Origin of the sequence: Mucilaginibacter lappiensis, from assembly GCF_050433765.1 — a bacterium.
GTDB classification, from domain to species: Bacteria; Bacteroidota; Bacteroidia; order Sphingobacteriales; family Sphingobacteriaceae; genus Mucilaginibacter; species Mucilaginibacter lappiensis_A.
The window spans coordinates 927639-951277 of the sequence record NZ_JBNPWP010000002.1 but is presented as its reverse complement, the minus strand read 5'-3'; the positions used below and the strand labels follow the sequence as shown (position 1 = coordinate 951277).

Sequence of the window (23639 nt, the reverse complement as noted above, 5' to 3'; positions counted from 1 at the left end):
ACAACTAAGCTGTCTTCAGCTCCTTTTTCCTGCGCCTGATGGATAGGAAAAACCCGATCACCATAATGATAGTCCCCGCCCAAAAGAAATTGATGTATGGAAACTGAATGGCCTTCATTACAATAAATTTCTTTTTGCTTTCGGGTTGCTGGTAAACTATGATCTCTACTTTTTTGGTCTCTGGTATCACCTTGCTGAAACGCAGTTTTAAACCGGCATCATCAACCTTGCGGGCAAAATCAAAAACGTTGCCGCTTTTAATCATGTAAATAGGCTTGGCCTCGTATTTATTACCATGCGATACCACTTCCAGATTAGCACCAATAGCCACATCACTATCAGCAAGTGGAATGTTCTGTATTTTAGTTTCTTTGCTCAGGCTCTTTAGTAAAATATAACCATCGCGATATTTAATGGTATCGCCCGGGGCAACTTCGTGGCTCACGGGGGCATCATAATTTTTATCGTCATTCCCCTCGTCATGACCCTCTGCACCATCTGCACCGCCAGTTAAAGCTGTAGGGGCCGGATAAAACATGGTAATATGCGTATACATATCATGCAGCAGATAATGCTTGGTATCAGGCGAAGCCGACATCTGTCCCTTATTGATCAACGCTTTAGGCTTTAGCACAAATTCGTTCTCAACTTTTCCGCCAGCACCTATCTTTTTATAATCAACCTTAAAAAATATGTTGGGTGTAGAGATGGAGTCGCCGGTATAGGTTACTAAAAAGTCGCCCATTTTTACCGGTTGATTTTGATACACCAAAATATTTTCGCGCGGGTTTTGTTCTTTGGCAAATTCAGGCGAAAACGCCTCGCCGGTATTGTTGATGGAAATGACCTTGCTGGTTCCGGCCGAAATAAGGGCACCTATCATCAAAAAACCAAAACCGATGTGTGCCACCGCCGAACCTGCCAGTTTAAATTTGCCTTTAAATGCATCGGCCAGTACTTTGCCATTGGCAATAACAGAATATACAGCTCCCCACATCACCAGTGTAAATACCAAACTCAGTTTGTAAACACCGGTTCCGTATACTATCAGGGCGGTTACTAATGCAGCAAAAAGCAGGTAAATGCCCGTGGTGATAAAAAACCGGGTAACATCGGTCTTTTTATATTTTAAAAACTGGGTAAAACCGGTTAGTATTGTTACTACAAAGGCAAATGACGATTGTATAACATTGTAATGCTTGATACTATCAGACGGAGGCGCTATTTTGGTTTTCAATATATCATTCCATACCGGTACCGATGTTACTACCAACAGATGGAAACAAGATAAGCCTAAAAATACCGCACCTACAAACATCCAGAACTCGCGGGAGTAAGTTTCTTCGTCCTTTTTGGTAATCGGGAGTTGTTTCCATCTGGCTACCAGTAACCCTACAGAGAGTGCCAGGAACACCAGAACCCCAATAACCAATTGCCAAAACATCCCATTATCAGTAAAAGAGTGTACCGAGGTTTCGCCCAAAATACCACTGCGTGACAGGAATGACGAGTACCATACCAAAACAAAAGTAATGAGTACTAAAAAGGTAGCTGTAAAATAGGAATGGCCTGTGTTTTTATATACAACCAATACGTGTACAGCAGCTACCATCGTGATCCACGGGAAGATAGAGGCATTCTCTACCGGATCCCAGGCCCAGAAACCGCCAAAGTTGAGCGACTCGTATGCCCAGAACGAACCCATGATAACACCAGTACCCAGTATCATACAGGAAAATAACGCGTACGGTATAGCAGGTGCTACCCACTCTTTATATTTTTTTTGCCAAAGTCCCGCTACCGCATAAGCAAATGGCACTACCATTGATGCAAAGCCCAGAAACAGGGTTGGCGGGTGAATGATCATCCAATAATTTTGCAGGGATGGGTTCATACCCTGTCCGTCTTTTATAAATGACAGATAATCGGGATTGGAGAAGATAGGGCCTTCCAGTGCATTCCTTAATAGCAGGAATGGCGAACTACCTATCCGTGTGCCCAATATTTCTACACCCAATACCATGGTACCCAGTACCACTTGTGAAAAAGCCACAACAGTCATTACAGAGCGCTCCCATGATTTGGCCCGCCATATTAATATGTTACCCAAAACTGCCTGCCAGAAGGTCCACAGCAAAAAGCCCCCCTCCTGTCCGTTCCAAAAACCAGATACAATATAATAAACAGGTAATGAGCGCGAAGTATAGGCCCAGGCATAATGATACTCGAAATAATGATTGTATATTACGTAGAACAGGCATGTACCCATGCCTAAAATAGATACAAAATTAATAAAGAAGCTTATACGACCGAGGCGTTGCCAGCTGCTGTTTAGCTTACCGGCATCCTCTGTTGTAGCAAAATAATAGCTAATAAATGAAACGAGAGCCGAGCCGAATGCAAGAATGATAAAAAATTGTCCTAACTGCCCTGGTAAAAGGTGCTCACCCTTAAAAACTGTATCCATCAAAATGATTTATATGGTGGCCTGTTTGGCCTTAACTTCTGTAACTTCTAATTTATCCTGGGTGTATTTCGACGGGCATTTCATCAGGATCTTGGAGGCATGAAACTCGCTGCCTACCATTTGACCAGTAAGTACCAATTGTTCAGAGCGCTCAAAATCCTCGGGTTTGGTACCTGTAAATACAACTTTACGTTCATCACCTTTACTATCCTTCATGTAGAAAGAAAAGTAGTTAGCATCCTTAGTGGCATCAAAAAACAATTCTTTTGATTTGTTTAAATGACCTACAATATGCAATTCGCTTTTTGTTTTTTGGGCTTCACCAAAAGTACCGTATGTGCTGGTGTTAGAGTAAACACTAATGATAACCGCTATAGCTATAGCTATAACAACAAGACCAAAAATTGCACTTTTTTTCATTTCGCGGCTTATATATTATAAAATAGAATGCAAAAATACAAAACGTTGAGCGAATAATGTTTATTACAAGGGATATGTGTTATTTAGAATTATTCTTAGTAAGAAATAAGAAGTGAGAATCAAGATATAAGATAAGACCAGGATGAAAGATAAAGGATAAAAGGAAAAAGAACATGTACTAATTCCGCTTCCTAATCTTCCTTCTCCACGCGATCTTCATCCTCTACGCGTCATTGCGAGGCACGAAGCAATCTCTAAGCTGTACAGGGCGGAAAGAAATGTTATTTGCGCCCCTTTGCCAACTTCTCATTTCTTTTATAGATACACTTTATACGCGTACTACCATACGATGGTGCAGTTTCAACCACTGGCTTGGCAGTTGATTTATCTTTTACAACAACCTCCTTATACGCGGCAGGGATCCATTCAAGCCTAATTTTACATTCGTTACTCATGATCTGAACAGTTTTATTGAATATATGAATAATTATTCTTTTTCATTTGCCCTGTACAGCTTAGAGATTACTTCGTTCCTCGCAATGACGCGTGGAGATTATTTGCAAGCGGAGGAACATAAAACAAGCGGAAGTTGTAAAACAAACAGAGGCGGGTTCTATGAACCCGCCTCTGTTAAAAACTTTTGTCATTGCGAGCGATAGCGTGGCAATCTCACCGTACAAGGCGAACCTGCACTATTCGCGATTGCTTCGTTCCTCGCAATGACGTACTTTTCTTTTTTATTTACGGCCAGATACCTAAGTTTTGGTAAGATACGGCAATTTTATTGATGGCTCCTACCATGGCTGCGCTGCGCAGGGTATCTATCTTAGGGTTGTTTTTATATGTCTCCCTGATCTCGTGGTATGAGCGGATCATGGTATCCTCCAATCCGGAATTTACCAGCTCCAGCTCTGACGCGCCTTTGATAATGGTTGAACGCTGCATTGATGTTAGCGACGTCCCGGTTATCCCTTCTACCATGTTTACCAGGTTAAGGTTGGAGTTTTCTTCAAAACGCCTGTTCATACGGCCAAATGCCACATGGCTCAGGTTTTTAAGCCACTCAAAGTAGGATACGGTTACACCACCGGCATTGGCATACATATCAGGGATGATGAGGCCGCCGTTTGCATAAAATATAGCTTCGGCCTCTGGCGAGGTTGGACCATTCGCACCTTCGGCAATGATCCTGGCTTGAATATTACGGATATTATCCTCGGTGATCTGGTTTTCTAAAGCTGCCGGAACCAGGATATCACATGGCTGCTCCAGACCTTCCATGGTGTTCTTAAATTCACGCAGGGCACCAGCGTAACCCAAAATAGATCCGGTTGCTTTACGGTGCTGAAAAACAGCTTCAACATCCAGTCCGTCTTCGTTATATATAGCGCCTTCAAATTCACAAAGGCCAACAATTACAGCACCAAACTCCGCTAAAAACTTAGCCGAATAGTAGCCTACATTACCCAATCCCTGTACAATTACTTTTTTGCCTGATATGCCGGGCAATAAGCCAATTTTCTGCATATCCTCACCCACGCTTACACACTCACGAATGGCAATGGCCACACCGCGACCAGTAGCTTCACGACGACCGGCTATACCATGCAGGGCAATAGGTTTACCTGTTACCGCGCCCATAGCGTCCAGCTGACCGGGGTTCATGGTAGCATAGGTATCAGCTATCCAGCTCATTTCGCGCTCGCCCGATCCATAATCAGGGGCAGGCACGTCAATGCTGGGGCCAATAAAGTTTTTCTTGATCAGTTCAACGGTATAGCGGCGGGTAATGTTCTCCAGCTCGCTTACATTGTAACTTTTAGGGTTAATTTTAATACCGCCTTTGGCACCACCAAAAGGCACATTAACAATGGCACATTTGTAGGTCATTAAAGCGGCCAACGCCATCACTTCATCCTCGTTCACCATTTCGCTGTAGCGTATACCGCCTTTTGTTGGCGATTGGTGGTGCGAGTGCTCTACACGCCATGCATCAATTACCTCAAAACCATCGCCCCGGCGAATTGGGAAACGGAAACGGTAAACACTGTTACATGATTTGATCTGGTCTAACAAACCGGCGTCATGTTTTGTAAATTGTGCAGCGTAATCAAAGTTTTTACATACGTCGCCAAAGAAGTGTGTATCCTGTTCAGCAACTAAAATATTCGTATTCATAATTGTTATATAAATATTAAACTCTTAAAAAAGTACGCAAATTTGATGCTATTTTTATCAATATTGCAAATAATTTATAGTTAGTGTATCAGATACACCTGGCAACAACCGTACGAAAACCATGTTTAAACAACATAGGTAAATTTTTTAGACTACTTTTCCTTTTCGATTTTTTTTAATCTTTTATCGATAGAGAATAAGTAAAATGCCAATCCGGCAAAAATTATCACTATAGTAACCACAACAACATATATTTTGCCCGAACTGCGCAATACATCGGCCATTTCAACAGGCTGGCTTTGTTGTGCAAAAGCGGTAGCAAAACTTAATATCAACAATAATAAAACCGTAAACTTCTTCATTAAATTTCGTTCTTTTTATATTCAATTAAACGGATGCGGTAACGTACCGAAGCTATCCAGATAGCCATAAAGCTCCAGGCTATAAATGCGGGATACAATACCATGCGCATACGGTTATCAAGGTCAAGCTTACCAAAGGCGGGGTTACCACCATTGCCGGGGTGTAATGAATCCGTCATTCGGGGCAATACCATGATCAGCACAATCATTACCGGGAAAGCAAAAATGTTATAGATGGCTGATATTTTGGCCCGCTTTTGCTCCTCATCAATAGAGTTGCGCAATACCGAGTAAGCACAATACAGCAAAAATGCTATAGCGGCACTGTTCTGTTTAGGATCATTGCTCCAAAATTCGCCCCAGGTATATTTGGCCCAAAGCATTCCGGTTATTAATCCTAATACGAAGAAAAACAGGCCCGTGTTGGCACATTCAACCGCAATAAGGTCATATTCCTCTTTACCCGTATTTAAATATTTAATGCTGTAAATAACCGATATGGTAAAAACCGTGAACATCGCTATCCACATAGGTACGTGGAAGTATGTATTTCTAATTGTTTCGTGAACTATGGGCAGGTGTGGCACATCCAGCAACATGCCCGCAATCAGCGTGTAAAAAATCACAATTACCGCTAATACCTTCCACCAGGTTTGATAAATAAACTTCATATTGTTGATGCGCAAAGGTAGTGAATTTGATTATCATTTGCTTCGCAGTCATTGAGTCATTTATTGTCATTAATAAAATAACCACGAAGCAAAAATGAATCCAATGGAGTAAAAAAACTAATGACTCAATGACTGCACAGTAAATGATCAAATGACCCAATCAGTCCCCCGGCTCATAGTCAACCGGCAGCATATCTGCAAGTTTGGCCTTGGACCAGGTACCTTCATAAAGTGGACTTGGGTTTGAAATAACTATACCATTCATATCAAATAAAATATAGTTATTATACAGGGTAATAATACTGGTTTCAAAGTTCCCCATATCAAGCGGACGATAAACATCCTTAAATTCTGTTGTTTCTTCTTTTTTGGTATATACTACATATAAAAAGTGTGGAAAAACAACCGCATATATCCCCTGCTGGGGCGTTTTGCGCAATATTTCGAACGATTGGTAAGGTATGCGTACCAGGTTTTCGCGGTTCCATTTGGTGAGGTTTGATAGCTTGTACCAGTTCATCAGCGAGTCGCGGTTGGGGGTGATATCCCTGAACCTTTTAATTTTCTGCGCCAGCAGTGCTTCATCCGGGCGTTCATGGTTCAGGAAACGCGTAAAATCATGCGCCTCAAACCCTTCCTCCTTTAACTTATCTTTATACAACGATCTATAAAAATGCTGGGCCGAGCCGTAATATGCTTGTTCCCGTTTCAGTTTCCATATCTTTTTTTGTTCCACCGAACCGGGCAATTCCTCAAAAAGTGCCTTACCAGCGTATTGAATGGTATGCTCAATAGCATCGCTCACAAAGTTTTTAAGCAAAAATTTGGTACGATATCCCAGTGCCCTGTTCTCCACAACCAAAAACTCATCGCCCGATGCTTCCAGTTGTTGTTTGTTGCGGTGGTATATCAGGTTCAGGATATGCGGGTTCAATACCTTACATAGCTTTGAATTTTCGGTAATCCCAATAAAATCGCGCCTAAACTGTTCGTAGTTCTTTTTCCAGTCGGCAGCACTGCTGATCACTACTTCACGCAGCATCAATACTTTTTGAGTTAGCTCGATGTTCAGCTTCAGCGGGGCGCCCCCTACCTGTATGGTTTGCGAATAATCTTCATAGCCAACAGTAGTAACCACCAGCTCGTACTGGCCCGGTTTAACACCACCAAGTGTAAATGAACCATCATCTGCGGTTACCGAGCCATAGGTAGCGTTGCTTAAAAATACGCTGGCCCTGGTTACCGGGTTCTTACCGTTGGCATTTACTACCTTACCGGTAATAGTTGTATTTTGAGCCAGTGCAATAAACGGGCATAAAATAAAAGCAAGGATAATCCAGTATGACCGCATCAATTAAAAATACTACAATATTTTTTCAAGGTACTAAAAAACACATTTTTTATGAACGCTTGATGAAATTGTGAATCTATTTATTTATTGGGATGATATTTTTACAAGGTTAGTTGCTGGTTGGATTACTTATGCACAATGGTCATGAGGTGTTTCGCCTGTCTAAATGCAGTTTAATCGCGCCACAAATAAGGGAAAAGCAAAAGTGAAGTGGCAATTACAATGGCATTTATGGCAAACAAAACGCCAATATTGCCCAGGCTCAGGCTCCTGTCAATCCCATCCATAGCGTTTTTGCTCAGGCGGATGAGTACCAATATAACCGGTATAATAACCGGAAAACTTAATATAGCCATCAGCGTACCATTGTTGCCCGCTTTTGATGCTATGGCCGATATCATGGTAAACACAGTTGAAAAACTTAAACTGCCTAACATTACGGTTAAAAAGTAAAACAGCGGATCAACAAGTGTATTGGTGAAAAATATCATATATACCCCCAAAGCCAGCACACTCAGTAATGACATTAACAGGATGTTATAAATAGTTTTTGAAAGGATAATGGCCTGCGGACTTGCTATAGAATAATAGTAAAGCAAACGGCTCTTGCTCTCCTGCATAAAGCTTTTGGCAATGGCATTAACTGATGCAAACAGCATAATGATCCAGAACAAAACATTCCATACCACCGCGTAACCACTGCTGCCGCTAAAGCCCGGGGTTAGGTTAAATGAAATATAACAAACAAATACCGTTGATACTACATACAACAAAACACCATTGAAAGCATATTTTGATCGCCACTCCAGCAAAATTTCCTTTTTAAACAGATGCCAGGTTTCATTAACGAGCTTCATACCGCCAAAGGTAATAATTAGTTAATTGGTTCAATGTTCCGCAGGTCATTTGTTTGATTGGAGCTATTACATTAATTTTGAATTGGAATTATAAAGCTGCCGGCAGCTTATCATCAACCTGCAAAAATTAAAAACCAATGCCTATTGTTTATCATCGCACGCCAGTGGGCATAGCCCGCATTACCGAAGATGAGGGTTTTATCTCCTCTATTTCGGCTTTGGACGAAGAACACGAGGTAACATCCCCGTCTACCCCGCTTTTACAAGCCGCTATAACACAGCTGGATGAATACTTTGCGGGCTCAAGGAAAATATTTGATATGCCTATTAAGCAGCAGGGTACGCCTTTTCAGCAACAGGTGTGGGAGCAATTGCTGCAGATAAAGTATGGGAGCACTATCAGTTATGCTCAGCAATCAAATCAAATGAATAGCCCCCTGGCCATAAGGGCCATAGCAGCCGCAAATGGCAAAAATAGTTTATGGATAGTAGTGCCTTGCCACCGGGTTATTGGTTCTGATGGTAGCTTAACCGGTTATGCAGGCGGCCTTTGGCGCAAACAGTGGCTGCTGGAGCATGAAGCCCGTACACTCGGCATTGGGCAAACAAAGCTCGACTTTTAATTTAAGCTTCTACCTTTAGCAAACGGCTCATTTTTTCGTGCAGCTGATAAGGCTGAAATGGTTTTGCAAGCACATCATTCATCCCCGCTGCCAGGGCTTGTTCCTGCTCATGGCCAAATGACGATGCCGAAAGCGATATGATAGGTATACTTCTTTTGGGCTCTTCAAAATCAACACGTATGGTTTTGGCAGCTTCATAACCGTTCATTTCGGGCATGTGTGTATCCATTAAAATGAGGTCATAGTTTTTAGCGGTTAACTTATCAATTGCTTTGCGACCGTTGTCAACTATTTCAGCATCAATGTTCCAGTTCTTTAACATTTTCGACAGCATAAATTGGTTTACCATATTATCTTCAGCAACCAAAACGCTGATATTATTAAAAGGGCTAAGCACTTTATCAGACTTATCGCTCATTTTTCCTGTTGGTTTAGCAGCAATGGTGTGCCAGTTTATAAAGTTAAATATACTTCCCCTGCCCAACTGGCTGGTCACCACCAATTCGCCCCCTTTAAGTTCGGCCAGTTTTTTAACAATGGTTAAACCAAGTCCGGTGCCACCGTATTTGTTTCCGGTATCTTCTTCGGCCTGTTCAAATGAATCAAAAATTTTGTTTAGCCTGTCTGCAGGCACGCCAATGCCCGAATCCTCAACGCTATATTTGAGCCTAACCCTATCGTTATGTTTTTGCATTACCGATACCTTAAGCTTTACATAACCTCTTGGAGTAAATTTGATAGCATTACTCAGCAGGTTCATCAGGATCTGGTTAAGCCTAAGTGAATCAACCATCAGGTTTTGAGGTACGTTATTATCTATTTCAAGTAAAAACTCAATATTGCTTTCATCGGCCCTGAATTTAAGCAGGTCAAAAACAGATTTAATTAAATCATATATATTATTTGGTGTGCGTACAATATTAAACTTACCGGCTTCTATTTTTGAAATATCAAGCACATCATTTATAACGCCAAGTAATGATCTGGATGATGTTTCAAGCAGATCAAGCATATTCTTTTGCTGCTCATTTACATCGGTTGTAAGCAGCAGGCTGGTTATACCTATAATACCATTTACCGGTGTACGCAACTCGTGGCTCATATTGGCCAAAAAGTTTTCTTTTACTTTTTTACCATACTCTGCATCTTCCTTTGATTTAATCAATTGCTCCTGATAACTTTTTTGAGGAGAAATATCACTGATGTTGAGGAAAATAGTTTTATTGTGATAGGATGCACGACATTCCACCCATATGATACGTTTATCAAAAGTTTCAAACTGCAGTTCAAAAACGGCAAAATTGAGGTTGTCTTTAATAATCTCGCCCAGTTTTTTACGAAACAATTGCTGTTGGGCATCAACCGATAGGTCAACAATACTTTTACCCAGCAGTTCGGCTGCTTTAAAACCCATGATGTTTTCAACCGCGGGATTAATGTTATTGATGCGAAGTGTTTGCGCATCAATAGCACATATGATATCGGCCGAGTTTTTTACAACAATAGCAAAGCGCTGCAGCTCTTCATTTTTTAATTTGATTTCGGCCTGGCTGCGCGCAAGGTGCACAAATGAATCAACCTTGGCCGATGTGATGTACGGATCAAGTGGTTTATAAAGATAATCAACCGCACCAGTACCGAGCCCTTTAACCGCATACTTGGTTTCTTTTGATATGGCAGTTACAAAGATCACCATGATATCCCGGGTGCGGGGGTTTGATTTAAGCATTTCAACAAGCTCAAAACCATCCATTTCGGGCATTTGAACATCAACCAGGGCAATGGCAATATGCGTTTCCCAGGCTATTTTAAGTGCCTCATTTGGCGATGTAGTAGAAAAAATGCGAATATCATCACGCTTTAGTAATGCCTCAAGCGCAATTATATTTTCTTCCCGGTCATCAACAATAAGAATGTTAACTGGGGTCATTTAATATTGATTAATGTAGGGTAAATTACTGTGTGCATAAAAGTTTAAATATCTCATCTGTTCTTAAAATATATGCTGCAGCACCAATATTAATAGCGGCTGCCGGCATTTCATCCATTTCTGCATCTTCTGGGTGCTGCGCTATGGTAACAGCCCCACTGTTTTTTAATTTAAGCATCCCATCGGCACCATCCTGGTTTGCACCTGATAATAAAATTGCCATGCAGCGTTCTTTATAAATTTCCGCCGCGCTTTCAAAAGTAACATCAATTGATGGTTTTGAATACCAAACCGCCTCTGAAACATCAAGGCTAAAATAGCCTTCCCTTTCAATCAAAGTATGATAGTTTGCCGGGGCAATGTATATCGTATTCTTTTCAATAATATCCTTGTCCTGTATTTCCCGCAATAACATACGACTGTTTTCGGCAAAAAGTTTCTCTATTTCGCTAAAAAAATTTCTTTTCCGGTGCATAATTATGATCACTGTTTTACCCAAATCGGCGGGCAGCAACTTAACCATCTGGAATAAAAGTTTAAATGAACCTGCCGAACCACCCAGCAATAAAACTTCGGTAGTGCGCCATCGTTCGAGTAAATTTTTATCAGGACCCAATTTTTTGATAAATATTTTCTTTTTGATTGATCACCTTGAACTTTTTCTTAAAAACATCAGATCGTATAGTTTCTTTACTGCCCAGGCACAAATAACCAAGCGGGCATAAACTTTTATAAAACAAGTCTAATATCCGTTCCTGCAGCTCAGTTTCAAAATAAATGAACACGTTACGACAACTGATCAACTGAAACTCATTAAAAACATCATCTGACACTAAATTATGTACCGAGAACAGCGTATTCTGTTTTAACTCATTATGTATAGATGCTGCATCATACAAAACAGTAAAATTATCGGTTATTGAACCTTTTAGGCCTGTAAACTGGTAATTTTCGGCATAGCTTTTTATGTTGCGAAGGCTGTATATACCCTTACGTGCCTCCTTTAGTACCTCGGTATTAATGTCGGTAGCGTAAATAAATGATTTTTTGCTTAGCCCTGCATCGCGCAGTAAAATAGCCAGTGAATAAACCTCCTCACCTGTTGAACAACCTGCACACCATACCTTGGCATGTTGATACGTTGATAAATAAGGGATTACCTGCAAATCTAAAGCTTTATAGAATGATGGATCTCGAAACATCTCTGTAACATTCACCGTAATTTCCTCTAAAAAATCCTGAAAAAAGTGTTGATCATTAACTAAAATATGTTTCAGATCATAAAATCCCAGTTTTTTAAGTTGCATTATCCTAATAACCCGCCTTTTTAACGAGGCCTTTGTATACCCCGAAAAATCAAACCCGTGCACCCGCTTTACCAGGTCAATAAGTTCAGTTATCTGGGTGGTTGTTATTATAATCGCTGTATCACTCATATTAACTTTCCAGCCACAATTGCATCAATGAAATAAGCCTGTCCATATCAACCGGTTTGGTAATATAATCATTGGCGCCGGCCGCAATACATTTTTCCCGGTCATCTTTCATTGCCTTAGCCGTTAAAGCTATCACTGGCAATTTGGCCCATTTGCTTTGCTTACGTATGTACCTTGTGGCATCATAGCCATCCATTTTCGGCATCATGATATCCATCAATACAATATCAATGTCATGAACCTCTTCCAGTTTAGCTATGGCTTCTTCGCCGTCATTGGCAATTTCAACAATAAGGTCATAGCTTTGCAGGGCGCTGCTGAGCGCAAAAATATTACGCATATCATCATCAACAATAAGCACTTTTTTGCCTTTAATGGCTTCCTTGCCTTTTGTTGGCATTTTTGCTTTAGTAAATGATGGCGAAGCGTCATGTTTATTACTGCCGGTCGATTCGCTGATCTTGTTCAGGAACAAGTTTACTTCATCAATCAACCTATCGGCAGATTTATTGGTTTTTACCACCATGGCATTAGCGTATTGCATCAGTCTGTTAACCGATGTTTTATCAAGCTCCATAGCGGTGTTTACAATTACGGGCAGCGCGCCAAAACGGTCAACTTCTTTTATCTTATCAAGCAGGTCCAGACCAGATATATCAGGCAAATTAAGATCAAGTATCACACATTGGTACTCGTTTTCGTGCAGCATCCTGAAAGCCGACTCACCATCAAATGCCTGGTCAACCGTAATACCCTGACCCTGCATCATATCTTTTAAAGCCTGGCTTTGAGCTTTATGGTCCTCAACCAATAGTATCTGTTTAAACTTGGTGCCGTTTTGCAACATGATATCAGCAAAAAGCTTATCAAGCGTTTCGGTATTTATTGGTTTTTTAAGGAAACTGATGGCCCCTTCGCGGCGCACACGATTGGCAGCAGCTTCGCCTGCCGACATCAGGTGTACCGGAATATGCATGGTTTCCTCACCGTTCTTTAATTCTTTTAATATTTGCCAGCCGTCCTTACCGGGTAACATGATATCCAATATCACGGCATCAGGCATATTTTCTTTTATGGTTTCAACAGCGTGTGTGCCCTCATATACCACAACAGATTTATAGCCATGTTCACGGGCATAATCCTGTAATATGTTGGCAAAGTTCTTATCATCCTCAACAATTACAACCAGTGGTTCGCGATTATCTTCACGGGTATGTTTTTTAGCCGGCGCTAAAAAGGAGGCCCCGGCATTAAATGTTTGAGCCGTTGGTAATACTTCGTCATGAAGTACAGCCACTGATTTAGCTTCAAAAGGAATGGTTAATACAAACTCGCTGCCTATGCCGTGTTCGCTGGTAAGACTTATGCTGCCGCCAAGCAGGAAAGCCAGTTCACGACTTATAGACAGGCCCAGGCCGGTACCACCATATTTGCGGCTGGTTGAACCATCTGCCTGCTGAAATGCCTCAAATATGATCCGCTGCTTTTCGGCAGGTATACCAATACCCGAATCTTTTATAGCAAAGCTTATAGTATTTTCTTTTTGCCCCAGTGTTGTATTAATGGCTATTGACCCATTCTCGGAGGTAAACTTAAACGCGTTGGAGAGCAGGTTTTTAATAACCTGTTCAACCCTTACCTTATCGGTAAATATAGTTTTGGGAATATTTTTGGCAATGCTGGTGGTATAGCTTATCTTTTTATTGCTGGCCACTTCGGCAAAAAGCATTTCCATATCACCCAAAATCTCAGATACCTTAACATCCTCATTTTGCATATCCAACTTGCCCGATTCAATTTTGGAGAGGTCAAGGATATCATTAATGAGCGTAAGCAGATCGTTACCGGCGTTAAAGATCACGCTCGCATATTTTATCTGATCTTCAGAAAGGTTTGCCGGCTTATTATCTTTTAGTATGCGGGCCAGCACCAAAATACTATTTAACGGGGTACGCAGCTCATGGCTCATGTTGGCCAAAAACTCTGATTTATATTTGCCCGTGGTTTCCAGCTCATCAACTTTAAGGTTAATGGCCTGGCGGGCTTGTTCAATAGCCTGGTTCTTTTCTTCAAGCAAACTTGCCTTTTCTTCCAGCTCGGCGTTAATGGTACGCAGTTCTTCCTGTTGAACGCGCAGTTCCTCTTCTGATGCCTGCAACATTTCTGTTTTGTTCATCAGCTCTTCGTTGGTAACACGCATTTCTTCCTGCTGTGCTTCCAGTTCTTCGGCTTGCTGCTGGGTTTCTTCAAACAGGTCATGCATAATGGTGCGCGCCTGAGCGGTGTTAACAGCAATGCCTATATCATTGGCCACGGCCAGTATATAGTCGCTGTAATGGGATGTCAGCTCATTTATATAAGCTACTTCCATTACCCCTTTCATTTTTTTATCAAAAAAGAAAGGAACTATAAAACTTTCGGTTAACGTTTCCTTAACTACTGACGATTCCAGGTCGAGCTTATCATTCAGTTTACCCTTAACAACGGCGGCTTTTTGATCATGGGCTACCTGTCCCAGCCACCCCTCAGACAACTGAATTGTTTTTTTAATAAAATCGGGATTGTGAAACGCGTACGATGCATATAACTCAAGGCGCTGGTGCGTTTCGTTAAACAAATAGAATGTACCCGCCGCCGCTTTTGTATAAGTACAAACTTCAGATAATACATTTCCCGACAGTTCCTTTTCGCTCTGTTGCCCCTGCATTTTTTCATTGAGCTGGCTGGTGCCGGTAAGCAGCCAGTTCTTGGCCTCGTTTTCGGTAAGTACTTTACCCAGTTCAATGTTGGCCACTTTAATTTCCTCTTCGATCTTTTTCTGCTGATCAAAAGTTGCCTGTATGTAAAAGAACAGAACCAGGATAATGATCAGAAAAACAATAGAACCTCCGATAATAATAATGATGGCCACGTCAGACGCCTTTTGAGAGCTATCTTTACGCGTTGCAAGCACCGTGTTTTCAGTATCAATAATATGGGTAATATGCGTCCTGATCTGATCCATATTCTGCTTACCGTTCAGGAACATCCTGTTCTGAACCATATATTCAAGCCCCTTGCTTTCGCGGGTATCAATATTCAGTTTCAGAATATTACGCTGATCGGCGACTATAGATGTTAATGAATCTATCCTTTTTTGCTGTAACAGATTATCTTTTGTTAGGTCTCTGAGCGATTGCAGATCAACACTGATACGGGGTAAAGCTTCGTTATAAGGCTCAAGAAATGCCTTATTATTGGTAGCGCCATAACCGCGCATACCTGTTTCTGCATCAGTAAGATGTTGCAATAAATTATTTGACGACTTAATTACCTTTTGGGTATGATCAACCCAATCGGTATCATCTTCTAATTGCCTGATGCTGGTGTAGGCTAATACACCAACTACGAAAACAAGTATAATAGATACAACAAAGCCTGCTAATACCTGCCGGCGAAAAGAAAATTTCAACATGTAGACGCGTTATTTATCAGGTACAAATATGTTTAAAAAAAACCTTTTTACTTAGTAAAAAGGTTAATAAACATTTAAGGAATAGTTTATTAGCTGTTTGTTTCGGGCGCCTTAACTGTAATTTTTCTGATACTGAAAGCACCGGCAAGTGCAAGCGCAGCGCCTGTAAACAATACATACCATCCCCATTTAAATTTAATTTGCCTTGCCAAAAAGGCTTCGAACTTATGAAAGGGAATAAAACTAAAGGCAAAGTGAATTTTTAACAGCGCAGCAATAAGCAGCATAACTACCAAAACCATACTTGCCCATGCGGCCGCGCGGATAATTTTTGGCTGGTTTAAAAATGAAGCAGCTATACCTATTATGGCCACTAATAACATGACCAGGCCATAGGGTTGGTTAAGCTGGTAAACATTCCAGTTCATGATATGAAAAGGGCGCAGCAAAGGGCAATAGGTACCGACAAAAAGTAAAACAAAGCCTACAAATGATAAAATTGAACTAATACGCATAAGGTAAGGGGATATTTTTCAGTATCAAGTAGTCAGTATCAAGTAGTCAGTATCAAGTATCAAGATTTATTTTTAGGCTATCTACGCTTTGCGAAGCTATCTTGATACTGGCTACTTGATACCCTATATTACTAAAGTTAAGTTTTATTGTTTTATTTCCATTTTATCGGCAAAGTGGGCACAGTAGTCCCGCAGGTCTTCAACAATGTTTTTTTCGCCGGTGGCGCGTAAAAAGCTATCGCCCATGGTTTGCAGGGTTTCATAAAAAAACCGTTTCATTTCATCAACCGGCATATCCTTTGTCCAAAGGTCAATACGCAGGGTATTTTTATAGTTTTGATCCCAAAGGGCCAGCATAAACGACTTTACAGGCAATGCTTCTTTACTGGCAGAATCGGTTGATTCCCACATAATGGTTTCAGGAACATTGTTATCGTCAAGGTTTACAGTCAGCTTTATCTCAGCAGTTTTCATTGTTAATGCGTTTAATTAGTGATCAAATTATCAAGCCGCAAGTATCCTATTTTTTAACCTACGAGCATATAATACTTTTGTAATTTTTAATGCGCTTAATCCTCTTTATAAAGCAATCAATAAGGCATTATTTAACAAGTAAAAATATAATAACAACCAGGACTATGAAGCATGACTCTATGATCCATAGTTTTTTGAGTTCGGCAAAAAAGTTACGAAATATCAGGTCGAGGAAAAACACCACGGCAGCAAACAGTAAAAATATCCAGCCTATGGTAGTACTCCAGGTTTCAAGTGGCCTGCCCGCAATATGGGCGCCATATATCCAAATATAAGCTGCCATCACAATAAAAAAAGTAGTGGCAAAATTTAAAGGGGTAATGCGGAGTTTCATCCAAAAATAGTTATTGAATTAGTGATTTATTGAATTATTGACTTTTTCTTAGTAAGCGAAAATTCTTTTACTGCTTCATCTGCACATCTGAGATCTGCATATCTGCACATTTATTCTCTTGTTAATGCTTTTTTCTGAATGATTTATTTTTTGGACCACCTTTGCCTGCTTTTGAACCAAATTTTGCTTTGCCTTTAGCAGCATCGAATTTTTTACGCTGATTAAGGGTTTTCTTTTCGTGAAAGGCACCTTTAAAGTCAGGGTCGTCCTTACGCTTTTGCATGTCGATCTCTTTGTTCTGTTCCTGTCTTTCGTCGTAACCGGTTTCTTCAATAAACACATCATCCGGAATAGTTGAAACAGGGATGGTTTGCTTGATCAGTTTTTCTATCTTTTTAAGATAGTACTCCTCGGCCGGACCACAAAAGGTTATGGCCTCGCCCGACTGCAGGGCCCTGCCGGTACGCCCAATGCGGTGCACATAATCCTCAATTACCACGGGCACATCAAAATTGATCACATGGCTCACATCGCTCACATCAATGCCGCGCGATGCCACATCAGTTGCTACCAGGATCTTCACCTCATCGTTCTTAAAAGCATTGATGGAGTTGATCCTTGTATTTTGCCCTTTGTTGGCATGCAACACCTTTACCTCTTTTTCGCCGAACTTACGCAGCAAAAATTTGTACACATCTTCGGCAGCCACACGGGTTTTACAAAATATGATAAGCTTGGTGATATCACCTTCCTGATCGAGCAGTTTTTTGAGCAGGTTTATCTTAGTTTTATTGTTGGGCACATGGTACAAGTGCTGGTTTACCGTTTGTGCCGGGGTAGCCTGTGGAGTAACCTCAATAACCGTTGGATACTCCAGGAAATTATTGGATAGCTCGTGGATCTTATCGCTCATGGTGGCCGAAAAAAGCAGGTTTTGCCTTTTAACGGGTACAACTTCCAATATCCGGTTTATCTGGGGCATAAAGCCCATATCCATCATTTTATCGGCTTCGTCTAAAACAAGCACCTGCAGGGTTTTTGTTACTATATGGCCTGCCAGGTAAATATCCATAAACCTGCCGGGGGTAGCTACAATAATATCAACCCCTTTATTAATCTGTTCAATTTGTGTTTTAGGGCCCAGGCCACCATAAAGTACCACCACCCGCAGATCGGTATTGGCGGCGAAGGTTTTTACATTCTCTTCTATCTGCATGGCCAGCTCGCGGGTTGGCGAAATGATGAGCGCGCGCGGGTTATCGCCCTGCGCATATTTTAGCCTCATGATAATGGGCAACACATAGGCCGCCGTTTTGCCGGTGCCGGTTTGCGCTATACCCATTACATCCTGCCCGTTTAAAATTGGCGGAATGGCTTTTTGTTGTATAGGCGTAGCTTCGGTATAACCGGCATCGGCTATCGCGTTTAAAATTTGCCGGTTAAAATTAAATTCTTCAAAAGTTACACCCATGCCGCAAAGATAGGCTTTTTGTTGAAGTAGGGCGAAAAGAGGGACAAGGGGTTTAAGGATTGCGTTTTTGTCTGAACCTGGATTAAACAGATTAAAGGATTACCACGATACTATCAAAGAGACTGATAAAATCCTGTAATCCAATAAATCTGTTTAATCCTGGTTCAGACTACTAATCCCGGTTCAGACAATCCCCTTATTAATTTCATGAATAAAACATGAATTTATAAGCTTCCGGATCAACAATCCAAGCTAAAAAACTCACTTTGGCGTTTATTCTTAAATTTGCTGCAATTAATCAAATCCGAAATCGAATATCCGAAATCTAAAATGGCTAAAATCCTCATCAAATCAGCAACCGTAGTTAACGAAGGCCGGCAATATGTTACTGACGTCCTGGTAAAAGATGGCTTTATTGAGCGTATAGATAAAAACATTGATACTGCTGCCGATGAGGTGATCAACGCCGAAGGCCTGCACCTACTGCCCGGCTGTATTGACGATCAGGTACATTTTCGCGAGCCAGGTTTAATACATAAGGCCAATATCCGTTCAGAAGCGCGCGCGGCAGTAGCCGGGGGCATCACTTCTTTTATGGAAATGCCCAATACCGTACCCAATACCTTAACACAAAAACTACTTGAAGATAAATACGAGATAGCCTCGCGCAGTTCACTGGCCAACTACTCGTTTTTTATGGGGGCCTCAAATGATAACCTTGACGAAGTACTGCGTACAGACACGGCCAATGTTTGCGGTATTAAAGTGTTCATGGGCTCGTCGACCGGGAACATGCTGGTTGATAATCCGCGTACTTTGGATAATCTTTTCGCGCAATCGCCCATGCTTGTCGCCGTGCATTGTGAGGACGAGGCCACCATTCAAAGCAACCTGAACCATTACAAACAACTGATGGGCCAAAATATACCGGTTAGGCTGCACCCCAAGATCAGGAGCGAGGAGGCTTGTTACCTGTCATCGTCATTAGCGGTTGAACTGGCAAAAAAGCATAACACCCGCCTGCATATCCTACACATATCAACCGCTAAGGAAACCCAGCTATTTGACAACAAAACCCCGCTAAAAGATAAACGCATTACCGCCGAAGCCTGTGTGCATCACCTGTGGTTTTCTGATGCGGATTACGAAACCAAGGGCAACTTTATAAAATGGAATCCGGCGATAAAAACCAGTGATGATCGTGATGCCATTTTACAGGCTGTGCTGAACGGCCACATAGATGTAATTGCTACCGATCATGCCCCGCATACTCTGGACGAAAAAGAGCTGCCCTATTTGCAGGCCCCATCGGGCGGTCCATTGGTACAACACGCCCTGCCCGCCATGCTGGAATTGTATCATCACAACAAAATAAGCCTGGAACAAATAGCCGAAAAAATGGCCCACAACGTGGCCACCTGCTTCCAGATTGATAAGCGCGGTTTCATCCGTGAAGGTTACTGGGCCGACCTGGTACTGGTGAATTTGAACAAACCCTGGAACGTAAACAAGGGTAATATTTTATACCATTGCGGCTGGAGCCCGTTTGAAGGGACCACTTTCCGTTCGCAAATTGCGTATACTTTGGTATCGGGAAATATCGCTTTCGCTAACGGAAGTATAATTGAAGGTAAAGCTGGTAAGCGTTTGAATTTTAATCGTTAATAAATTTAAAAAATAGAAAATACAGAATTTTCTGTATGAGAAAAATACCTCATTTCGAGGTATGAAGCTCCCCCGACAGACTAAGCCGTGTTATGGCGGGGACTTCAAATTTGTCATCCTGAGGCACGAAGGATCTATTCACGAACTATGCAAATAGGTGAATAGATCCTTCGCTATCGCTCAGGATGACAAATCAAAAGAGAGCTCTCCCGCGGCAGTAATTCCATATCAACTTCGCAGGCCGGAGGCCTGGCAATAATGGTCACTCGGCTGGGAAATTAATAAGTCATGCTGAATTTATTTCGGCATCCCACGGGATAAGCTCATCAATACGTAGATCGCTTTGCATATGGGATGCTGAAACAAGTTCAGCATGACTTTTGGGTTTTGCCTACTTCACCCCTACATAAACTTCCACCTCTGCATCTTCGGGGTTTTGGGCCTTGGTGCTGTAAAGATCAAAGTCGGCGGTGTACCTCCTGTTCAGACTGCTGTTCCATATATGCTGCCAGGTTTCGGCTACACAATCAGGTAAGCGACCTTTTGCGGTATACTTTAAATAGGTGCCAGGGGCTACAATCAGACTGATCAATCCTACAGGTATGTTATCAGGCGAGTTTACCCGGCAACCCAGTACGGTAGTATAAAAACCGTTTTGGTCGCTTTCGTAATCTGTGTAAACACAGTAAACATCATCGTTTATCCTGTTCATAATCTTCAGCAAAATACCCTCATCCATAAACCGCTCCCAAAGCTCACCAATGTCTTTTGCCGATTGTCCGTTAGCATTTGTGGTGCGTACCGAAATGCCAACAAAAAAGAAGCCTTTTATATCAATTGTATCCATAATTTCAGGTTATCACTATTTGTTATATCGCTATATAAATAATTTTGCATCAATTTATTATAAAGATTATATAAATAGTTAATTTAAGTTAATTATTACTCAATCATTTTTCGCAATCCTTCAAAAACACCCTTCCAGTTTTGTTCCGAATGTTCTTTTGCTTCCTGATTTTTAATATTGTCCTGGGTAATATGCAGGGTTGTTTCGCCATTATTTTCAGACAGTTCATAGGAGATATTGGCGTAGTTTTCGGGCTTATCATCGGTACCTGCCATACTGCTCCAGTAACTATATTTTACAAATTTACCTGGATCAATTTCCAGGATCTTTCCGTGGTCTTCGTATTTCTTCCCATCCCATTCACCGCTAAAAGTAATGGGCTCCCCTACCTTCCAGCTGGAGTCTAATTGGGTGCCAAAAAAGTATGCTTTTACCATTTCAGGATCGGTAAGGCCCTGCCATACTTTGGCGGCGGGTGCCTTAAATTTCAATTCGGTGTTTAATGTTAGCTTTTCCATAATGCAGTTTTATTTGTTTAAAATGGTTAGTTTTCCTGTTATCATTTGTGCTTTTATCCGGGCAAAATCCTGCTCTGGTATCTCCAAAAAACCAAAGCGAAAAGGATACCCCCACAACTTTTTATTGGGTATAAAATCAAGTTCATCAACCAGGGGGACAATGGGAGTTTCGGTGCTTTTGTAAAACTTTACGTTACGGCGCCAGGGTATAAAGTCTTCACTCGTTTTGTACTGATAGATCTCTTCGTCTGCAGCCTGCCCAATAGCTGTAAATGCCTGACAAGGTTCGGTTCCGTTCATGATTTGTTTGGGCGAATAAAAAAGAACCCAGTCGCCGGCATGTACCCGTTTCAGGGCAGCTTGTTTGCCATGATTGGCCTGCATATAGCCCCCGGCAACACCGCGGGCTATATGATCTTTTGAAGCTACGGTTATCCAGTATTTCATTTCTGTTAATTGTTAAACCACGCAACACTATCATAACAACATGTTGTATGCATTGTTCAACAAATTAAACGCGGGGTAATGACAACCCTATGTCAACAGGAAAAAATGAGGGTCAATTATTCTTTTGAGCGATAGCATTAGCTATGACGCTTATCTTCTCTTTTAAATGATCGGGGCTTATGATCTCGGCATGGTCGCCAAACATCATGAACCAGCGGGCAAAACCCTCTATTGATGTGGTTAAAAAGGTCATTTCAATTTTGTTACCAATGGTTTTTTCAGATATAAAACCGCTGTAATATTTTTGATGCTCCAGGTAATGTGCTATCTCTTTGTCTACTTTGATTATTACAGTTTCCAACTGCTTTTCCTTAGCGGTTTGGGCAATATAGGCTTTCAGGGTAGGGTGTCTGCTATTATTGTATATCGTGTCGGTAATGATCAGTTTGCTTATCCTGTCAATCCTGAAATCGCGGTAATCATTCCGTAAACGGCAATACGCTATTAAATGCCAAAAGCTATCGAGGTAAAAAATGCCAACAGGCTCTACATCCCTTTTGGTAAACTCCTGGCTATGGCCGGCAAAATAATCGATAGATAAAAGCTTTTTTTGTACAATACCGTCCAGTATGGTCTGGATATGGTCGGTATTGCCGGTGGCCCGTTTCTGACTATGGCTTTTTAAAACTTCAATACTACCATCCAGATCTTCCAGTGCATCCTTTTCGGCGGTTTTTAATATGGCCCGCACCTTATACATGGCCGACTGGTGGTGCTTCATGGTTGTTGAATCGGTTAGCTTTTCAACAAACTTTTCGGCGGTTAAAAAAGCGGTGGCCTCTTCACGGGTAAACATTACGGGGGGCAAACGGTAACCATCCATAATTGAATAACCTACACCGGCCTCACCTATAAGGGGGATGCCCGCTTCTTCCAGTGTCCTCACATCGCGGTATACCGTACGTAAACTTATGTTAAAACGCTCGGCAATGTCAGAGGCTTTTACTACCCTGCGCGATTGTAGCTGTATTAAAATAGCCGAAATACGGTCGATGCGGTTCATGACATCAAATTAAGCAAAAAACAAGTTACCTTTGATTAAATATTTCACTTACCGCTATGGCTCACGAAACTGACGAAAAGATCATAACGCTGGAAACCTATTATGATGTTATGCTGGCACACATTATCCGCACCAAGCTGGAGGATAACGGTATACCCTGTTTTATCGCTGATGAAAACACCATAGGCGCCAATCCGTTATACAACCAGGCGGTAGGCGGCGTTAAGCTGAAAATATTTGAGCGCGACCTTGAAAAATGCCGTGAGATACTGGCCACCGAAGGCGATCTGCATGACCAGGACCATGTAGAAATAGACGAAGAATCAAACAATGTGATCATTTGCCCCTACTGCGCATCTACCAACATTGGCCCGGCCGATCCGGGTAAGTTTTCATCCTTTTTATCGGCTGTTTTTCCGTTTTATAATACCAAAGCCTGGCACTGTTTTAACTGCCTGCAGGATTTTGAGTAAAAACGCAGCTAAAACAGTTTATT

23 protein-coding genes are annotated in these 23639 nt (G+C 41.6%); 3 read left to right on the top strand and 20 right to left on the bottom strand.

From position 1 onward, the window contains the following. Positions 1–4: 4 nt before the first annotated feature. The 8 genes from ccsA (M2273_RS09530) to M2273_RS09495 all read right to left on the bottom strand — a co-directional run bounded on the left by ccsA (M2273_RS09530) (position 5) and on the right by M2273_RS09495 (position 8306). Positions 5–2467 carry a cytochrome c biogenesis protein CcsA gene (gene ccsA, locus M2273_RS09530; RefSeq protein WP_429395904.1) on the bottom strand — a complete coding sequence of 821 codons (2463 nt, stop codon included), beginning with the start codon at positions 2465–2467 and terminating at the stop codon, positions 5–7. Positions 2468–2476: 9 nt separating this feature from the next. Further along, complete coding sequence (locus M2273_RS09525; RefSeq protein ID WP_429395902.1) at positions 2477–2887, bottom strand: cytochrome c maturation protein CcmE; 411 nt, start codon at positions 2885–2887, stop codon at positions 2477–2479. 281 nt (positions 2888–3168) lie between these two features. Continuing rightward, entirely contained in the window at positions 3169–3342 is a 174-nt protein-coding gene (locus M2273_RS09520) for a hypothetical protein (RefSeq protein ID WP_429395900.1), read from the bottom strand. A 286-nt stretch (positions 3343–3628) separates the two neighbouring features. Further along, entirely contained in the window at positions 3629–5065 is a 1437-nt protein-coding gene (locus tag M2273_RS09515; protein ID WP_429395897.1) for a Glu/Leu/Phe/Val family dehydrogenase, read from the bottom strand. Positions 5066–5217: 152 nt separating this feature from the next. Continuing rightward, complete coding sequence (locus M2273_RS09510; RefSeq protein ID WP_429395894.1) at positions 5218–5427, bottom strand: CcmD family protein; 210 nt, start codon at positions 5425–5427, stop codon at positions 5218–5220. Continuing rightward, positions 5427–6098 carry a cytochrome c biogenesis protein CcsA gene (gene ccsA / locus M2273_RS09505; protein ID WP_429395892.1) on the bottom strand — a complete coding sequence of 224 codons (672 nt, stop codon included), beginning with the start codon at positions 6096–6098 and terminating at the stop codon, positions 5427–5429. Before ccsA (M2273_RS09505) ends, M2273_RS09510 begins: the two co-directional genes overlap by 1 nt. A gap of 160 nt (positions 6099–6258) precedes the next feature. Further along, entirely contained in the window at positions 6259–7449 is a 1191-nt protein-coding gene (locus M2273_RS09500; protein WP_429395890.1) for a carboxypeptidase-like regulatory domain-containing protein, read from the bottom strand. A gap of 173 nt (positions 7450–7622) precedes the next feature. Further along, the gene (locus M2273_RS09495; RefSeq protein ID WP_429395887.1) at positions 7623–8306 is read right to left on the bottom strand and encodes a heme exporter protein CcmB; all 684 of its coding nucleotides are present in this window, start codon (positions 8304–8306) and stop codon (positions 7623–7625) included. 137 nt (positions 8307–8443) lie between these two features. On the opposite strand from M2273_RS09495, the gene M2273_RS09490 reads away from it, so the two are divergent. Further along, positions 8444–8929: a methylated-DNA--[protein]-cysteine S-methyltransferase gene (locus M2273_RS09490; RefSeq protein WP_429395885.1), complete on the top strand. Its 486-nt coding sequence runs from the start codon at positions 8444–8446 to the stop codon at positions 8927–8929. Position 8930: 1 nt separating this feature from the next. On the opposite strand, the gene M2273_RS09485 is transcribed toward M2273_RS09490, so the two are convergent. From M2273_RS09485 to M2273_RS09450, 8 genes are all read right to left on the bottom strand, one after another. After that, the gene (locus tag M2273_RS09485) at positions 8931–10859 is read right to left on the bottom strand and encodes a response regulator (protein ID WP_429395882.1); all 1929 of its coding nucleotides are present in this window, start codon (positions 10857–10859) and stop codon (positions 8931–8933) included. Positions 10860–10884: 25 nt separating this feature from the next. Further along, positions 10885–11475, bottom strand: coding sequence for a chemotaxis protein CheB (locus M2273_RS09480; RefSeq protein ID WP_429395880.1), 591 nt, complete (start codon positions 11473–11475; stop codon positions 10885–10887). After that, a complete protein-coding gene (locus M2273_RS09475; protein WP_429395878.1) occupies positions 11465–12295 on the bottom strand; it encodes a CheR family methyltransferase in 831 nt (276 codons plus the stop codon). Before M2273_RS09475 ends, M2273_RS09480 begins: the two co-directional genes overlap by 11 nt. 1 nt (position 12296) lies before the next feature. Continuing rightward, on the bottom strand, positions 12297–15749 hold the full coding sequence (locus M2273_RS09470) for a response regulator (RefSeq protein ID WP_429395876.1): 3453 nt from the start codon (positions 15747–15749) through the stop codon (positions 12297–12299). 89 nt (positions 15750–15838) lie between these two features. Then, a complete protein-coding gene (locus M2273_RS09465; protein ID WP_429395874.1) occupies positions 15839–16264 on the bottom strand; it encodes a hypothetical protein in 426 nt (141 codons plus the stop codon). 144 nt (positions 16265–16408) lie between these two features. Beyond that, positions 16409–16738 carry a gliding motility protein GldC gene (gene gldC / locus M2273_RS09460; protein ID WP_429395871.1) on the bottom strand — a complete coding sequence of 110 codons (330 nt, stop codon included), beginning with the start codon at positions 16736–16738 and terminating at the stop codon, positions 16409–16411. 127 nt (positions 16739–16865) lie between these two features. Then, on the bottom strand, positions 16866–17132 hold the full coding sequence (locus M2273_RS09455) for a hypothetical protein (RefSeq protein ID WP_429395868.1): 267 nt from the start codon (positions 17130–17132) through the stop codon (positions 16866–16868). A 121-nt stretch (positions 17133–17253) separates the two neighbouring features. Continuing rightward, entirely contained in the window at positions 17254–18603 is a 1350-nt protein-coding gene (locus M2273_RS09450; RefSeq protein ID WP_429395865.1) for a DEAD/DEAH box helicase, read from the bottom strand. Between the two features lie 330 nt (positions 18604–18933). Between M2273_RS09450 and M2273_RS09445 the strand changes: the two genes are divergently transcribed. Continuing rightward, complete coding sequence (locus M2273_RS09445; RefSeq protein ID WP_429395864.1) at positions 18934–20268, top strand: dihydroorotase; 1335 nt, start codon at positions 18934–18936, stop codon at positions 20266–20268. Positions 20269–20659: 391 nt separating this feature from the next. On the opposite strand, the gene M2273_RS09440 is transcribed toward M2273_RS09445, so the two are convergent. The 4 genes from M2273_RS09440 to M2273_RS09425 all read right to left on the bottom strand — a co-directional run bounded on the left by M2273_RS09440 (position 20660) and on the right by M2273_RS09425 (position 23143). Further along, positions 20660–21115, bottom strand: coding sequence for a GyrI-like domain-containing protein (locus M2273_RS09440; protein ID WP_429395861.1), 456 nt, complete (start codon positions 21113–21115; stop codon positions 20660–20662). A 95-nt stretch (positions 21116–21210) separates the two neighbouring features. Continuing rightward, complete coding sequence (locus M2273_RS09435) at positions 21211–21633, bottom strand: SRPBCC family protein (protein WP_429395859.1); 423 nt, start codon at positions 21631–21633, stop codon at positions 21211–21213. Between the two features lie 9 nt (positions 21634–21642). Continuing rightward, on the bottom strand, positions 21643–22080 hold the full coding sequence (locus M2273_RS09430; protein WP_429395856.1) for an EVE domain-containing protein: 438 nt from the start codon (positions 22078–22080) through the stop codon (positions 21643–21645). A gap of 112 nt (positions 22081–22192) precedes the next feature. Further along, positions 22193–23143, bottom strand: a complete 951-nt coding sequence (locus M2273_RS09425; RefSeq protein WP_429395853.1) for a helix-turn-helix transcriptional regulator — start codon at positions 23141–23143, stop codon at positions 22193–22195. Positions 23144–23199: 56 nt separating this feature from the next. On the opposite strand from M2273_RS09425, the gene M2273_RS09420 reads away from it, so the two are divergent. Beyond that, positions 23200–23616, top strand: a complete 417-nt coding sequence (locus M2273_RS09420; protein ID WP_429395852.1) for a DUF2007 domain-containing protein — start codon at positions 23200–23202, stop codon at positions 23614–23616. Positions 23617–23639 lie beyond the last annotated feature (23 nt).